The organism is Pseudomonas putida, from assembly GCF_025905425.1.
GTDB classification, from domain to species: Bacteria; Pseudomonadota; Gammaproteobacteria; order Pseudomonadales; family Pseudomonadaceae; genus Aquipseudomonas; species Aquipseudomonas putida_AF.
This window is the reverse complement of the sequence record NZ_CP109603.1, coordinates 3646977-3662392: the sequence shown is the minus strand read 5'-3', so window position 1 is coordinate 3662392 and position 15416 is coordinate 3646977. Positions and strand designations below refer to the sequence as shown.

General features: G+C 63.4%; 11 protein-coding genes. 9 read left to right on the top strand and 2 right to left on the bottom strand.

Annotated elements, in window-relative coordinates:
• Positions 1 to 19: 19 nt before the first annotated feature.
• Both OGV19_RS16260 and OGV19_RS16255 read right to left on the bottom strand, forming a co-directional pair.
• Positions 20 to 3316: a bifunctional diguanylate cyclase/phosphodiesterase gene (locus OGV19_RS16260; RefSeq protein WP_264309692.1), complete on the bottom strand. Its 3297-nt coding sequence runs from the start codon at positions 3314 to 3316 to the stop codon at positions 20 to 22.
• Between the two features lie 61 nt (positions 3317 to 3377).
• Entirely contained in the window at positions 3378 to 4256 is an 879-nt protein-coding gene (locus OGV19_RS16255; RefSeq protein WP_264309691.1) for a LysR family transcriptional regulator, read from the bottom strand.
• 130 nt (positions 4257 to 4386) lie between these two features.
• On the opposite strand from OGV19_RS16255, the gene leuC reads away from it, so the two are divergent.
• The 9 genes from leuC (at position 4387) to OGV19_RS16210 (ending at position 15401) form a co-directional block, all read left to right on the top strand.
• Positions 4387 to 5820, top strand: a complete 1434-nt coding sequence (leuC, locus tag OGV19_RS16250) for a 3-isopropylmalate dehydratase large subunit (RefSeq protein ID WP_264309690.1) — start codon at positions 4387 to 4389, stop codon at positions 5818 to 5820.
• Complete coding sequence (leuD, locus tag OGV19_RS16245; protein ID WP_264309689.1) at positions 5817 to 6461, top strand: 3-isopropylmalate dehydratase small subunit; 645 nt, start codon at positions 5817 to 5819, stop codon at positions 6459 to 6461. The genes leuC and leuD overlap by 4 nt, the downstream gene beginning before the upstream one ends.
• A gap of 149 nt (positions 6462 to 6610) precedes the next feature.
• On the top strand, positions 6611 to 7375 hold the full coding sequence (locus tag OGV19_RS16240) for a class I SAM-dependent methyltransferase (RefSeq protein ID WP_264309688.1): 765 nt from the start codon (positions 6611 to 6613) through the stop codon (positions 7373 to 7375).
• 54 nt (positions 7376 to 7429) lie between these two features.
• A complete protein-coding gene (leuB, locus tag OGV19_RS16235; protein ID WP_264309687.1) occupies positions 7430 to 8512 on the top strand; it encodes a 3-isopropylmalate dehydrogenase in 1083 nt (360 codons plus the stop codon).
• Between the two features lie 63 nt (positions 8513 to 8575).
• Complete coding sequence (gene asd / locus OGV19_RS16230; protein ID WP_264309686.1) at positions 8576 to 9688, top strand: aspartate-semialdehyde dehydrogenase; 1113 nt, start codon at positions 8576 to 8578, stop codon at positions 9686 to 9688.
• 187 nt (positions 9689 to 9875) lie between these two features.
• Positions 9876 to 10880, top strand: coding sequence for an aspartate-semialdehyde dehydrogenase (locus tag OGV19_RS16225; RefSeq protein WP_264309685.1), 1005 nt, complete (start codon positions 9876 to 9878; stop codon positions 10878 to 10880).
• 70 nt (positions 10881 to 10950) lie between these two features.
• Positions 10951 to 13734 (top strand): FimV/HubP family polar landmark protein, encoded by a 2784-nt coding sequence (locus OGV19_RS16220; RefSeq protein ID WP_264309684.1) that lies wholly within the window; start codon positions 10951 to 10953, stop codon positions 13732 to 13734.
• 128 nt (positions 13735 to 13862) lie between these two features.
• Positions 13863 to 14720 carry a tRNA pseudouridine(38-40) synthase TruA gene (gene truA / locus OGV19_RS16215; RefSeq protein ID WP_264309683.1) on the top strand — a complete coding sequence of 286 codons (858 nt, stop codon included), beginning with the start codon at positions 13863 to 13865 and terminating at the stop codon, positions 14718 to 14720.
• A 60-nt stretch (positions 14721 to 14780) separates the two neighbouring features.
• Complete coding sequence (locus tag OGV19_RS16210; RefSeq protein ID WP_264309682.1) at positions 14781 to 15401, top strand: phosphoribosylanthranilate isomerase; 621 nt, start codon at positions 14781 to 14783, stop codon at positions 15399 to 15401.
• Positions 15402 to 15416 lie beyond the last annotated feature (15 nt).

The window sequence follows — 15416 nt, the reverse complement described above, 5'->3', positions numbered from 1 at the left end:
CCTTTTTGCGTCTCTGGCCTCAGTAATCCGCAGGTGCTTCCAGCAACATCTGGCGGAACTCCGGCAATGGCAGCGGCCGGCTGTGCAGGTAGCCCTGGTACAAGTGGCAGCCCAGTTTTTCAAGAAACTCCAGCTGCTCGGTGAGCTCTACACCTTCGGCGATCACCGTCAGGTCAAGGCTGTGGGCCATGGCGACGATGGCGCGGACGATCTCGGCGTCATTGGGGTCTATCGGTGCATCGCGCACAAAGGTCTGGTCGATCTTCAGTGCATCCACCGGCAACCGCTTGAGGTAGGTCAGCGACGAATAGCCTGTGCCAAAGTCGTCCATGGCAAAGCTCACCCCGTAGCGCTTGAGCTCGCGCATCTTGCTGATGGTGTCCTCCAGGTTCTGGATGACGATGCCTTCGGTGATCTCAAGCTTCAGCATGCGCCGTGGCAAGCGGTAGTCGTCCAGGCTACGCAGGACCCGCCCGACAAAATCGTTCTGGCGAAATTGCCGCGGGCTGATGTTCACGCACAGGCTGAAGTCATCCGCGTCGATCAACCCATCCATGAGCATGCGCGCGCAGGCATCGCAGGCTTCATCGAGAATCCAGCTGCCCACTTCCAGGATCAGCCCGCTTTCTTCCAGCACCTGGATAAATTGCGCCGGTGGCTGCTGGCCGAGTTGCGGGTGGTGCCAGCGCAGCAGCACCTCGGCGCCGACGATACGGTTGTCGCGGGCATCCACCTGGGGCTGGAAGTGCAAGGCCAGCTCACCCCGTGCGAGCGCCAGGCGCAGGTCGTTTTCCATGCGCAAGCGCTCGCTGGCGGCCTTCTGCATGGTGGTGTGGAACAACTGAGTGGTATTGCGCCCGGAGTCCTTGGCCCGGTACAGGGCGATATCGGCGCGTTTGAGCAGGTCGGCGGGGGTGGTGCCGTGGTCGGGGATCAGCGCCACGCCGATGCTGGGGGTCACCTGCAGGCGTTGGCCATCCAGCGACATCGGTTCGGCCAGCAGTTCGCGCAGGGTGTCGGCCAATTCGCGTACCTTGCTTTCGACCAGTTCGCGGCTGCCTTCCAGGCCACTGAGCAGCACCACGAATTCGTCGCCGCCCAGGCGCGCCACGGTGTCTTCCAGGCGCACGCTGGCCTCCAGGCGCGCGGTGATGATCTTCAGCACGGTATCGCCCACCGGGTGGCCAAGCGAATCGTTGATGTGCTTGAAGTGGTCGAGGTCGAGGAACAGCAGCGCGCCACGCAGGTTGTGGCGCTTGAGCAGGGCGATCTGCTGGCTCAGGCGATCCATCAGCAGGGCGCGGTTGGGCAGGTTGGTCAGGGGGTCGTGGTACGCCAGGTGGCGGATCTGCGCCTGGGCATTCTTCAACTGGCTGACATCGCGGGCGGTCAGCAGCAGGCAGTCCGTTTCGTTGAGGGTGATGGGCTCCACCGACACTTCGACGGTGAGGATATCGCCGCGCTTGTTGCGCCCGAGCATCTCCCGATGGTGCACCCGGCCACGCTCCTTGAGCTCAGCGAGCAGCGCGCTGCGTTGTTTGTCGTCGGCCCAGATGCCCAGCTCATATACGCTGCGCCCGACCACTTCGGCTGCGCTGTAGCCGGTCAGCCGGCAGAAACCGTCGTTGATTTCCAGGTAGCGACCGCTGTAGCGCTCGGTGATGGTGATGGCGTCGGGGCTGGAGTGGAAGGCCTTGGCGAATTTTTCTTCGCTGGATTTCAGTGCCGCCTCGGCCCGTTGCTGCTGGGTGATGTCGCGCAGGGTGGTGACGCTGCAGGGTTGGTCATCGACACTGATCAGGCGGCTGGAAATCACGCAGGTCAAGGGGGCGCCGTTGCGGTGATTGACCACTACCGCCACGTTGCTCAAGGCCTGTTCACGGATCACCCGCTCGATGCGTTGCGCACGTTCGATGGACTCGGCCCACAGGCCGATTTCTTCGGCGGTGCGGCCGATCACCTGGTCGGCGCTCCAGCCGAAGGTCTGGGTAAAGGCCGGGTTGATCTCGATGAACTGGCCGGTGTCCTGGCGGGTCACGCAGATGGGGTCGGGGCTGACCTGGAACAGGCTGGCAAATTTCTCTTCCGAGGCACTCAGGCGTTGCTCGCGCTCGACCTGGTCGGTGATGTCCAGCAGGGTGCCGGCCATGCGCAGGGGGGTGCCCTGGTCGTCCCGGTACAGCCGTGCACGGCTTTCGATATAGCGCGATGCGCCGTTCTCCAGTTGCACCCGGTAAGTGATCTGGTAATTGCCGGCAGGCCCTTCGCGCAGGCTGCGGTAGGCCTGGCGCATGACATTGCGCTCTTGCTCCGGCACGCCTTCGAAAAAGGCATCGAATGATTCGTGGAAGGGGATCGGGTCAAGGCCATGCAATTGTGCGGCGCGGGCCGAGCCGTAGAGCATGCCACTGGGGATGTGCCAGTCCCAGGTGCCCAACTGCGCTGAATCCAGGGCCAGGTCGAGGCGCTCCTGGCTGTCCTTGAGGGCCTGCTCGGCGCGCTTGCGCTCGGTGGTGTCGACGAAGGTGCTGAGCAGGAACGTCACACCGTCCATCTCGATGCCCTGGGTACAGAGGATGCCGTCGTGCACCTTGTCGTTGCTGGCCCGGAACTGCACTTCCATGGTCAGCGGGCCACCGCTGGCGCGGGTGGCGTCCAGTATCTGGTGGCGTTGCTCGGGGTGCACCCACAGGCCCAGCTCCAGGCTGGTCTTGCCAATCACCTGGCTGCCGGGCCAGCCGAACATGTCTTCGAAGTGCTGGTTGACCTCGAAGATCATGCCGTCGTGGCGCCGGGTCAGGAGGATGGCATTGGGGCTCAGGTGAAACAGCGTGGCAAAGCGTTTTTCCGAGTTGATCAGCGCCGTTTCGCGCTCGCGTTGGCGGGTGATCTCACGGATCACCCCGATCATCTGCGGTCGGCCGTGGCGGTCGTGGGTCAGGCTGCCGTTTATCTCCAGCCAGTGCAGGCTGCCATCTGGCCAGCGGATGCGGTGGCGCATGGCTTGCTCCACGGGCTCGCCGTTGACGACTGCCTGGAACAGCTGGCGGGTGCGCGCGCGGTCTTCTTCGGGCAGCAGGTCTAGGTAGTCGATGTCGTTGGGCAGCGGGCGTTGCGGGTCGAAGCCGAACAGTGCCTGGGTACCACGTGACCAGCTGACCCGGCCGGTTTCGATGTCCCACAGCCAGGCGCCCAGGCGGGCACCGTTGAGCGCGGCGAGCAATTGCGGGGCGCTCTGCCAGGCCTGTTCGGACTCCTGTGGGTCGGCCGCAGGGATACGCGGCAGGCGCGGAAAGCGGTTAGCTGATTTGGGCATTGGTACCAGACCTTTGGCGTTTGACGCGTCCTTGAGTTGGAAATGCCGAACTGACGACCGGTCAGGCGGACCCTGCATGGCTGTCGAGCAGGGCCATGAAGGCCCTCGCCGCATTCGATAGCGTTCGCTCCGTGTGCAGAATGTAGCCTAGCTGGCGCGACAGCTGTATGCCGGGTAAAGCGATGGGTGCAACCTGATCATCGAGCATGGTGCGCGGCAGCACGCTCCAGGCCAGGCCAATGGAAACCATCATCTTGATGGTTTCCAGGTAGTTGGTGCTCATGGCGATGTTCGGCGTCAGGCCCTGGCTTTCGAACAGGCGCTGGACGATGTGGTGGGTGAAGGTGTTGCCACCCGGGAATACCGCCGGGTGGCGGGCGACATCGGCCAGGCTGACCGCGTGGTTGTTGGCCAGCGGGTGTTCCGGGGCGGCGACGAAGTCCAGGGCGTCGTCCCAGACCGGGATCGCCTTGACCAGGTGATGGGGCTCTGGAGCCAGGGTAATGACGGCAATTTCGGCGCGGCCATGGAGAATCTCGTCGTAGGCCGCCTCTGAGTCCATGAACTGAATATCCAACGCAACCGAAGGGTACTGCCGGGTGAACGCCCGTAACAGCGGGGGCAAACGGTGCAAACCGATATGGTGGCTGGTGGCCAGGGTCAGTCGACCACTCACTTCCCCCGTCAAATTGGTCAGCGCGCGGCGGGTATCATCGAGCACGTTGAGAATCTGATAAGCCCTTGGCAGCAACGCCCGCCCAGCTTCGGTCAGGGTCACTTCACGGCCCAGGCGGTCGAACAGGCGCACGTCCAGTTGCTGCTCAAGGCCGGCGATGCGTTTGCTGATAGCGGGCTGTGTCAGGTGCAGCCGTTCGCCGGCGCCGGAAAAGCTGCCGGTTTCGGCGATGGCGATAAAAGCACTGAGGTTGGCCAGGTCCATCTCTCTGATTCCTGATGGTTATGCAAAGCATGAAAAATATGAATTTGAGTTATTCAATCTATCGCCATAGCATCGTCCGTACAAGCCAAGGGGTCTTTGGCATAGAAAGACGCTGATGAGGAACAGTCTGATGGCTGGCAAAACGCTCTACGACAAACTCTGGGAAGCCCACGAGGTCAAGCGCCGTGATGACGGCTCGTCCTTGATCTACATCGACCGCCACATCATCCACGAAGTGACGTCGCCCCAGGCCTTCGAAGGCCTGCGCCTGGCGCAGCGCAAGCCATGGCGCATCGACACCAACATCGCCACCCCCGATCACAACGTGCCGACCACGCCAGAGCGCAAGGGCGGTATCGAAGCCATCGTCGACCAGGTGTCGCGCCTGCAGGTGCAGACCCTCGATGAGAACTGTGACGAGTACGGCATCGTCGAATTCAAGATGAATGACGAACGCCAGGGCATCGTCCACGTCATCAGCCCGGAGCAGGGCGCCACCTTGCCTGGCATGACCGTGGTCTGCGGCGACTCGCACACCTCCACCCACGGCGCATTCGGCGCCTTGGCCCACGGCATCGGCACCTCCGAGGTCGAGCACGTGCTCGCCACCCAGTGCCTGGTCGCCAAAAAGATGAAGAACATGCTGGTGCGCGTCGAAGGCGAACTGCCTGCCGGTGTCACCGCCAAGGACATCGTCCTCGCCGTCATCGGCAAGATCGGCACCGCCGGTGGCAACGGCCACGCCATGGAATTCGCCGGCAGCGCTATCCGTGGCTTGTCCATGGAAGGCCGCATGACCATCTGCAACATGTCGATCGAGGCCGGTGCCCGTGTGGGCCTGGTGGCGACCGATGCCACCACCGTCGCCTACGTTGAAGGCCGCCCCTATGCACCGAAGGGCGAGCAGTGGGAGCAGGCCGTCGAGTCGTGGAAAGACCTGGTTTCCGATGCTGATGCCGTGTTCGACACCGTGGTCGAACTGGACGCCGCGCAGATCAAGCCGCAAGTCAGCTGGGGCACTTCGCCCGAGATGGTACTGGCGGTAGACCAGCGTGTGCCGGACCCGGCTGCCGAGGTCGACCTGGTCAAGCGTGGTTCGATCGAACGTGCCTTGAAGTACATGGGCCTGACCGCCAACCAGGCGATCACCGATATCCAGCTTGACCGCGTATTCATTGGCTCCTGCACCAACTCGCGGATCGAAGACCTGCGCGCCGCGGCAGAAATCGCCAAGGGCCGCAAAGTCGCCGCCACGGTCAAGCAGGCCATCGTCGTCCCGGGTTCGGGCCTGGTGAAGGCGCAGGCCGAACGTGAAGGCCTCGACAAGATTTTCCTCGAAGCCGGTTTCGAGTGGCGTGAACCGGGTTGCTCGATGTGCCTGGCGATGAACCCGGACCGCCTGGAAAGCGGCGAGCACTGTGCCTCCACGTCCAACCGTAACTTCGAAGGCCGCCAGGGTGCCGGTGGTCGTACCCACCTGGTCAGCCCGGCCATGGCCGCCGCCGCTGCGGTGACGGGCCACTTCATCGATGTCCGCGAGTTGATCCAAGGGAGCGCAGCATGAAAGCCTTTACCCAGCACACTGGCCTTGTCGCGCCATTGGACCGTGCCAACGTCGACACCGACCAGATCATTCCCAAGCAGTTTCTCAAGTCGATCAAGCGTACCGGCTTTGGCCCCAACCTGTTCGACGAGTGGCGCTACCTGGACGTGGGCCAGCCCTACCAGGACAACAGCAAGCGCCCGCTGAACCAGGAGTTCGTGCTCAACCACGCGCGCTACCAGGGTGCCAGCGTGTTGCTGGCGCGAGAGAACTTCGGTTGCGGTTCGAGCCGCGAGCACGCGCCATGGGCGCTGGACGAATACGGCTTCCGCAGCGTGATCGCGCCAAGCTTTGCCGACATTTTCTTCAACAACAGCTTCAAGAACGGCTTGCTGCCGATCATCCTGAGCGATGAAGAAGTCGACGAATTGTTCAAGCAGGTCGAAGCCAACCCTGGCTATCAGCTGACCATCGACCTGCAAGCGCAGGCCGTTACCCGTCCTGATGGCAAGGTGCTGCACTTCGAGATCGACGCGTTTCGCAAGCACTGCCTGCTCAACGGCCTCGACGACATCGGCCTGACCTTGCAGGACAGCGATTCGATCAAAGCCTTCGAAGGCAAGCACCGCGCCAGCCAGCCTTGGCTGTTTCGCGACGCCTGATAGGTGTAGGTGACAGGGCTGGCCCCTTCGCGGGGCAAGCCCGCTCCCACAGGAACTCCTCTGCCCTAAAGGCCTTGTGCAGTAGCTGTGGGAGTGGGCTTGCCCCGCGAAGAGGCCGGCGCAGGCAAAAAAACCAAAAGGATTGCCCCATGACCAGCACCACCCACACCGACGTGGTCCAACGCCAGTTCGGCGAACAGGCCAGCGCCTACCTCAGCAGCGCCGTACACGCCCAAGGCACCGAGTTCGCCCTGCTGCAAGCCGAACTGGCAGGCAAGGCCGAGGCCCGCGTGCTGGACCTGGGCTGTGGTGCCGGTCACGTCAGTTTCCACGTTGCGCCACTGGTTGCCGAAGTGGTCGCCTACGACCTGTCGCAATCCATGCTCGATGTGGTTGCCAGCGCCGCCGCCGAGCGCGGCCTGGGCAATATCACCACGCAACGCGGCGCCGCCGAACGCCTGCCTTTCGCCGACGCCTCGTTCGACTTCGTCTTCAGCCGCTACTCGGCGCACCACTGGAGCGACCTGGGCCTGGCCCTGCGCGAAGTGCGCCGCGTACTGAAGCCGGGTGGGGTGGCGGCCTTCATCGATGTCATGTCGCCGGGCAGCCCGTTGCTCGACACCTACCTGCAAACCGTCGAGGTGCTGCGCGACACGAGCCACGTGCGTGACTATTCTGCCGCCGAATGGCAGCGCCAGGTCAGCGAAGCCGGCCTGCATGTGCGCAGCCACACCCGGCAGCCGCTGCGCCTGGAGTTTGGCACCTGGGTCGAGCGTATGCGTACCCCCGAACCGATGCGCGTGGCCATTCGCCAATTGCAGCAAGCCATGGGCGAGGAAGTGCGGCAGTATTACCAGATTGAAGCCGATGGTTCGTTCAGCACCGATGTGTTGGTACTGTGGGCCGAGCGCTGAGTTTTGTTCGGTGTGGCCGAGCTGGCCGCACCGCTTGAATGGATAGAGGAAAGCATGAGCAAGCAGATTCTGATTCTCCCAGGTGATGGCATCGGCCCCGAAATCATGGCCGAGGCGGTCAAGGTGCTGGAGCTGGCCAACGACAAGTTCCAGCTCGGCTTCAGCCTGGCGCACGATGTGATCGGTGGCGCGGCCATCGACAAGCACGGCGTGCCGCTGGCCGACGAGACCCTGGAACGTGCGCGTCAGGCCGATGCCGTACTGCTCGGCGCCGTGGGTGGCCCGAAATGGGACAAGATCGAGCGTGACATCCGCCCTGAGCGCGGCCTGCTGAAAATCCGCTCGCAACTGGGCCTGTTCGCCAACCTGCGCCCGGCCATCCTCTACCCGCAATTGGCCGATGCCTCCTCGCTCAAGCCAGAGATCGTCTCGGGCCTGGATATCCTCATCGTCCGCGAGCTGACCGGTGGTATCTATTTCGGTGCACCACGTGGCCAGCGTGAACTCGAAGGTGGCGAGCGCCAGGCCTACGACACACTGCCCTACAGCGAAAGCGAAGTGCGCCGCATCGCCCGCGTCGGTTTCGACATGGCCCGTGTGCGCGGCAAGAAGCTGTGCTCGGTGGACAAGGCCAACGTCCTGGCTTCCAGCCAGCTGTGGCGCGAAGTGGTCGAAGACGTGGCCAAGGACTACCCGGACGTCGAACTGAGCCACATGTACGTCGACAACGCCGCCATGCAGCTGGTGCGCGCGCCCAAGCAGTTCGACGTGGTCGTGACCGACAACATGTTTGGTGACATCCTGTCGGATGAAGCTTCCATGCTGACCGGTTCCATCGGCATGCTGCCTTCGGCGTCGCTGGATGCCAATAACAAGGGCATGTACGAGCCGTGCCACGGCTCGGCGCCGGACATCGCAGGCAAGGGCATCGCCAACCCGTTGGCGACCATCTTGTCGGTGTCGATGATGCTGCGTTACAGCTTCAACCAGCACGCTGCCGCCGAGGCCATCGAGCAAGCCGTTAGCCTGGTGCTGGACCAAGGGTTGCGCACCGGTGACATCTGGTCGGCTGGCTGCGACAAAGTAGGCACGCAGGAAATGGGCGACGCAGTAGTCGCAGCGCTGCGGAATCTGTAATCTCTCTGGCCCGCCACCGTTTTTGGTCGGTGGCGGCCCACTTTTAGCAAAGGTGTAGTTGCGATGAAACGTGTAGGTCTGATCGGTTGGCGCGGTATGGTCGGTTCCGTGCTCATGCAGCGGATGCTGGAGGAGCAGGATTTCGACCTTATCGAGCCGGTGTTCTTCACCACCTCCAATGTCGGTGGCCAAGGCCCGAACGTGGGCAAGGATACGGGTCCGCTCAAGGACGCTTATTCGATTGAAGAACTCAAGACCCTCGACGTGATCCTGACCTGCCAGGGCGGCGACTACACCAACGAGGTCTTCCCCAAGCTGCGCGAAGCCGGCTGGCAGGGTTACTGGATCGATGCCGCCTCGTCCCTGCGCATGCAGGATGACGCAGTGATCATCCTCGATCCGGTCAACCGCAAGGTCATCGACCAGCAGCTCGATGCCGGTACCAAGAACTACATTGGCGGCAACTGCACGGTCAGCCTGATGCTGATGGGCCTGGGCGGTCTGTTCGAAGCCGGCCTGGTCGAGTGGATGAGTGCCATGACTTATCAGGCGGCCTCCGGTGCCGGCGCGCAGAACATGCGTGAGCTGATCAAGCAGATGGGCGCTACCCACGCGGCCGTGGCCGATGACCTGGCCAACCCGGCCAGCGCCATTCTCGACATCGACCGCAAGGTTGCCGAGGCCATGCGTGGCGAAGCCTTCCCCACCGAGAACTTCGGCGTGCCGCTGGCCGGCAGCCTGATTCCGTGGATCGACAAGGAGCTGCCGAACGGGCAGAGCCGTGAAGAGTGGAAGGCCCAGGCCGAGACCAACAAGATCCTCGGTCGTTTCAAGAGCCCGATCCCGGTCGACGGTATCTGCGTGCGCATTGGCGCCATGCGTTGCCACAGCCAGGCGCTGACCATCAAGCTGAACAAGGATGTGCCGCTCGCCGACATCGAAGGCATGATCAGCCAGCACAACCCGTGGGTGAAACTGGTGCCGAACCAGCGTGAGATCAGCATGCAAGAGCTGACCCCGACCAAGGTTACCGGCACCTTGAACATTCCGGTGGGCCGTCTGCGCAAGCTGAACATGGGTTCGCACTACCTGGGCGCGTTCACCGTGGGTGACCAGCTGCTGTGGGGTGCCGCCGAGCCGCTGCGCCGCATGCTGCGGATTCTGCTGGAGCGTTGATCGCTCTGGTTTAATCGAAAACCCGCGCGGGTGACTGCGCGGGTTTTTTTATGCCTGCCAATCTTCAGAGCAGCATCAGCCTCACGCGTGAGAAGCCGTTCTGACGGCCTTTGCGTCGGCTGCGTTGGCCACGCCTGAGCAATGCGAGTAAAGTGCCGCTCCCGTTTCGCCTGAGGCAGCCCGCAGCATGAACCCTTCTATCGATATCGCCGTCGTCGGCGCCACCGGCAGCGTCGGTGAAACCCTTGTACAGATTCTCGAAGAACTGGCGTTCCCGGTCGCCACCTTGCACCTTTTGGCCAGCATGGAATCTGCGGGCAGCAGCGTGATGTTTGCCGGCAAGAAGCTCAAGGTTCGCGAAGTGGACAGCTTCGATTTCGCCCAGGTCAAACTGGCGTTCTTCGCCGCTGGCGCCGCGGTCAGCCGCAGCTTCGCCAGCAAGGCCCTGCAGGCTGGCTGCACGGTCATCGACCTGTCCGCCGGCCTGGACGATGCCCTTGCCCTGGTCCCTGAGGCCAACGCCGAACGCCTTGCCGGCCTGGCGCTGCCCGCGCGCATTGCCAGCCCCAGTTCCGCCGCCGTCGCGCTGGCCGTTGCGCTGGCGCCGCTCAAAGGCCTGCTGGACATCGAACGGGTCCAGGTGATGGCCTCGCTGGCGGTTTCGGCGCAGGGGCGCGAAGCGGTCAGCGAGCTGGCCCGCCAGACCGCCGAGCTGCTCAACGCCCGCCCACTTGAGCCGCGCTTCTTTGACCGCCAGGTAGCCTTCAACCTGCTGGCCCAGGTCGGCGCCGCCGACGAACAGGGCCATACCGCGCTGGAGCGGCGCCTGGTCAGCGAGTTGCGGGTGCTGCTTGGCCAGCCTGAACTGAAGATTTCCGTGAGCTGCGTTCAAGTACCGGTGTTTTTCGGCGATAGCTTCAGTGTGGCTGTGCAAAGCCGTCGCCCGGTCGACCTGGCAGCGGTCAATCAGGCCCTTGAGTCTGCCGACAGTGTCGAACTGGTGGAACGCGACGATTATCCGACGCCGGTTGGTGACGCAGTGGGCCAAGACGTGGTCTATGTTGGTCGTGTACGCCATGGTGTCGATGAAGACCAGCAGCTCAACCTCTGGCTGACCACCGACAACCTGCGCAAAGGCGCCGCGCTCAATGCTGTGCAGGTGGCGCAATTGTTGATTAAACACATGCCGTAAAAGATACTGCGAGCACTTTTGTCCTGCTCTGCATGCAGGTTTCGGGACGATTCATACAAGGGAAGAGGTCATGCTTCGAATTCGCAAACTGGTTCTGGCCATGGCGGCTGCCTCGGCGCTGTCGTCGGGCATGGCCAATGCGTTGGGCTTGGGGGAGCTGACCCTGAAGTCGGCACAGAATCAGCCGCTGGACGCCGAGATCGAATTGCTCGACGTACGCGACCTCACTGCCGCCGAAGTGGCGCCGAGCCTGGCGCCGCCGGAAGAGTTCAGCAAGGCGGGGGTAGCCTTTCCAACTTACCTCGAAGACCTGACGTTCACGCCGGTGATCAACCCCAACGGCAAGAGCGTGCTGCGCGTCACGTCCAGCCAACCGCTGCCGGGGTCCGTGGTCAAATTCCTGGTGCAGGTGATGTGGCCGCAGGGGCGGCTGCTGCGTGACTACAGCGTGCTGCTTGACCAGGCCAAGGCTCAGGGCAAGCAACCTGCGGCGGCCAATGTCGCACCGGCTGTGACGGGCGCGAGCAACTACACCACCCAGCGTCGCGACACCTTGTGGCAAATTGCTGCGCGCAACAGCCAGGGCGGCTCGATTCAGCAAACCATGATCGCGATCCAGGCGTTGAACCCGGACGCTTTCATTGGCAACAACATCAACCAGTTGAAGGTTGGCCAGGTACTGCGCCTGCCCGATCAGCAACAGATCCAGAACATTGCCCAGGGCGAGGCGGTTCGCGACGTGGCCGAGCAGTATGCGGCCTGGCGTGAAGGCCGGCGCCTGGGGCCGCGTGCCCGCCAGCTCGACGCCACCCGCCGCGGTGCCGCCGAGGCGGCGCCGGAGCGCATTGCCCAAGGTGACAACCTGCGCCTGGTCAGCCCCGGCAACCGGGCGGGTGCTGGGCAGGCCAAGGCGCTCAACGACAAGCTGGCCGTGGCCCAGGAAAGCCTCGACACCAGCCGCCGCGACAACGATGAGCTCAAGAGCCGCATGGCCGACCTGCAGAGCCAGCTGGACAAGCTGCAGCGTCTGATCGCGTTGAAAAACGACCAACTGGCCCGGCTTGAAGCCCAGGGCGCAGCCGGCAAGGCAGCGGTCGCCGCTGCACTGCCAGGCGAGCCTGCGCCGGCTAAACCTGCGGCAAATGCTCAGCCTGTGGTGAAGCCTGCGCCGGCCGCCAAGGCGGCACCCGCCGCCCAGCCGCGTGGCACCTTTGACGATGTGCTCGGCAACCCCTGGCTGCTGTGGCTGATCGCAGGGTCTACGTTCCTCGTGCTACTGCTTTTGCTGGTGTTGCTGATGCGCAAGCGCAAGGCCCAGGAAGAGGCAGAGAAACACCTGCGCATGGCGCGGGCCTTGGCTGAAGAAGAGCCGGTCGAGGGGCTGGAGATGGCCTCCGACAGCTTTGAAGGGCTGGAGGTCTCGGCGCCGAGCGTAACGCTGTCGCCAGCAGTAGTCGCGGCCTCTGCCGCCGCCGCCGCTGCCGCGGAAAAAACCGCAGCGCCGGTCGGCGACACAGAGCCTCAGCCAGATGCCACCGCCGCGCTGTTGGCGGAAGTCGAGCAGAGCCTGGAGAGTGGTCGTCTGAATCATGCCGCCGAGTTGCTCGAAACAGCGCTCGCTGCAGAACCCGGTCGTGACGCGCTGCGCCTGAAGCTGATGGAAGTGTATGCCCGCCAGGGTGATCACAGTGCTTTCGTCGAGCAGGAGCGCGTCCTGCCGGCCACCGAGCACAACGCCACGCAGGTCGAGGAGCTCAAAGGGCGCTACCCAGCCATGCTGGGTGTGGCCGCCGCCGGTGTGGGCGCGGCAGCGCTGGCTGCTCAGATGGATGAGCAGTACGTGCAGGGTCTGCTGCAGGATCAGCCTGAGGCACCGGTGGTTGAAGACATCGTTGCCGAGGAAGTGGCAGAGCAAGCGCCTGAGGCCGAGCCAGAAGTTGAACCAGAAGTTGAACCAGAGTTGCAGGATGAGCCCGACACTGTCGCAGAGGCAGAACCCGAGCTGGATGACATCCCCGAGTCTGAAATCGACGCCTTCACCGAGGTTCCGTCGCTTGATGAGTCGGACTTGGACAACGCCTTCGATCTGAGCCTGGGTGAAGACCTGCCTGGCGAAGATCCGCTGGCAGCACCGCTGCTGGACGAGCCAGTCGAGCCAGTATTGGACGAGGCTGTGCTGGATGAACCGGTACTGGATGAACCCGTACTGGACGATGTGCAGGTAGAGGAACAGCCGGCAGCCGTGGAGGCTGAGCTGCAAGCCGAAGCTGAAGCAGAAGCAGAAGCAGAAGCAGAAGCCGATGCCGATTTCGAGGCGATGCTGGCGCAGGCTGAGCCACAGCCGGTGGCGGGCCTGGACGATTTCGACCTTGATGTCAGCGAGCCGGTTGCCCCGGCTGTCGCCGAAGAGGCGCCGGTAGATGTCGCCGCTGAACTGGCAGCCTTCGACAGCGTGCCGGAGTTCGAGCCGATCACCGAGCTCGACCTGCCGTCGGATTTCGATCTGTCGCTGTCGCTGGAAGACGATTCGCCGGCTGCCAAGAGCTTCGCTTCGGAGCTGGAGGACGTCAACGCGGAACTGGACAAGCTGTCGCAGAACCTCGAATCGCCTTCGCTGGAACCGCACTTCACCACTGAAGATGCAGTTGCGCAGCCCGAACCCGAGCCTCTGGACGACCTGGACTTCGACTTCTTCTCTGGCAGTGATGAAGTGGCCACCAAGCTCGATCTGGCACGTGCCTACATTGACATGGGGGATCACCAGGGGGCGCGGGACATCCTTGATGAAGTGGTCAAGGACGGTGACGGGGCCCAGCGTCAGGAAGCCGAGACGATGCTGTCGCGGCTGGTCTGATCCGGGTTCACAACGCGTTGTCGCCGGCTTGCCGGCGATAGGCCCCATACCGCAGTACCCACAACGGCAGCCCAACAGGGCTGCCGTTGTCGTTATAATCCCGCCATTGCGTATTCATCACAGGTTTCATGCTCTTGGACATCATCGACACCGCCGCCGAATCTGCGGCTGAAGGCTACTCTCGCATCGCCCTGGGCGTGGAATACAAAGGCTCGCGCTATCGCGGCTGGCAGCGCCAGGCCAGCGGTGTGCCCAGTGTCCAGCAAGCCCTCGAGCAGGCGTTGTCGAAGGTGGCGAACGAGCCCATCACCGTGATCTGCGCCGGGCGCACCGATGCCGGGGTGCACGGCTGCGGGCAGATCGTGCACTTCGATACCCGCGCCATACGCGACGAGCGCGCCTGGACCCTGGGTACCAATTTCAACCTGCCTCACGACATCAGCGTGGTCTGGTCGCGCCCGATGCCGGCGGACTTCCATGCCCGCTTCAAGGCCACGGCCCGGCGTTACCGCTACGTTATCTACAACGACCCGATCCGCCCTGCGCATCTGGCCGAGGAAGTGACCTGGAACCACCGTCCGCTGGATGTCGAGCGCATGGCCGAAGCGGCCGGGTTTCTGCTGGGTACCCACGATTTCAGCGCCTTCCGCGCCAGCCAGTGCCAGGCCAAGTCGCCGATCAAGCACATCCATCACCTGCGCGTCACCCGCCATGGCCAGATGATCGTGCTGGACGTACGTGCCACGGCGTTCCTGCACCACATGGTGCGTAACATCGCCGGTGTATTGATGACCATCGGCGCTGGCGAGCGCCCAGCGAGCTGGGCGCGGGAAGTGCTGGAGGGGCGTAACCGTCGCGAAGGCGGAGTGACCGCGCACCCGTACGGCTTGTACCTGGTGCAGGTGGAATACCCCGACACCTTCCAACTGCCCCAGCGTTACATCGGCCCACACTTTTTGACCGGCTATGAGGCATTGGCTGACTGACGGACGAAAAGTCATTTGCTAACATCCGGCCCTTCACCGAAACAGCAGGGTACGCAGTCCATGAGCAACGTTCGCAGCAAGATCTGCGGGATTACCCGCATCGAAGACGCGCTGGCTGCCGCCGAGGCGGGGGCCGATGCCATCGGTTTGGTTTTCTATGCCAAGAGCCCGCGTGCCGTGGACGTGCACCAGGCCCGCGCGATCATTGCCCAGCTGCCGCCGTTCGTGACCACCGTCGGGCTGTTCGTCAACGCTTCGCGGTGCGAGCTGAACGAGATCCTCGAAGTGGTTCCACTGGACCTGCTACAGTTCCACGGCGACGAAACCCCGCAAGACTGTGAAGGTTACCATCGCCCCTGGATCAAGGCCCTGCGAGTGCGCCCCGGCGACGACCTGGAAGCGGCCTGCAGGCTTTATGCCGGCGCCCGGGGTATTTTGCTGGACACCTACGTACCCGGCGTGCCCGGGGGCACGGGTGAGGCCTTTGACTGGTCACTGGTGCCGGCCCGTCTGAGCAAGCCGATCATCCTTGCCGGTGGGCTGAATGCGCAAAATGTCGGCCAGGCCATCGCCCAGGTGCGGCCTTATGCGGTGGATGTCAGCGGCGGTGTGGAGCAGGCCAAGGGCATCAAGGATGCGGCGAAAATCGAGGCCTTCATGCGTGCGGTGAAGCAGGCGTGACGGTGGATGTGACGG

Bases quoted from the DNA above. Each gene is read 5' to 3' on its own strand.
- OGV19_RS16210 (WP_264309682.1), top strand. From the start codon at position 14,781: ATGAGCAACGTTCGCAGCAAGATCTGCGGGATTACCCGCATCGAAGAC.
- OGV19_RS16220 (WP_264309684.1), top strand. From the start codon at position 10,951: ATGCTTCGAATTCGCAAACTGGTTCTGGCCATGGCGGCTGCCTCGGCG.
- leuC (WP_264309690.1), top strand. From the start codon at position 4,387: ATGGCTGGCAAAACGCTCTACGACAAACTCTGGGAAGCCCACGAGGTC.
- OGV19_RS16225 (WP_264309685.1), top strand. From the start codon at position 9,876: ATGAACCCTTCTATCGATATCGCCGTCGTCGGCGCCACCGGCAGCGTC.
- asd (WP_264309686.1), top strand. From the start codon at position 8,576: ATGAAACGTGTAGGTCTGATCGGTTGGCGCGGTATGGTCGGTTCCGTG.
- OGV19_RS16260 (WP_264309692.1), bottom strand. From the start codon at position 3,316: ATGCCCAAATCAGCTAACCGCTTTCCGCGCCTGCCGCGTATCCCTGCG.
- leuD (WP_264309689.1), top strand. From the start codon at position 5,817: ATGAAAGCCTTTACCCAGCACACTGGCCTTGTCGCGCCATTGGACCGT.
- truA (WP_264309683.1), top strand. From the start codon at position 13,863: ATGCTCTTGGACATCATCGACACCGCCGCCGAATCTGCGGCTGAAGGC.
- OGV19_RS16255 (WP_264309691.1), bottom strand. From the start codon at position 4,256: ATGGACCTGGCCAACCTCAGTGCTTTTATCGCCATCGCCGAAACCGGC.
- leuB (WP_264309687.1), top strand. From the start codon at position 7,430: ATGAGCAAGCAGATTCTGATTCTCCCAGGTGATGGCATCGGCCCCGAA.
- OGV19_RS16240 (WP_264309688.1), top strand. From the start codon at position 6,611: ATGACCAGCACCACCCACACCGACGTGGTCCAACGCCAGTTCGGCGAA.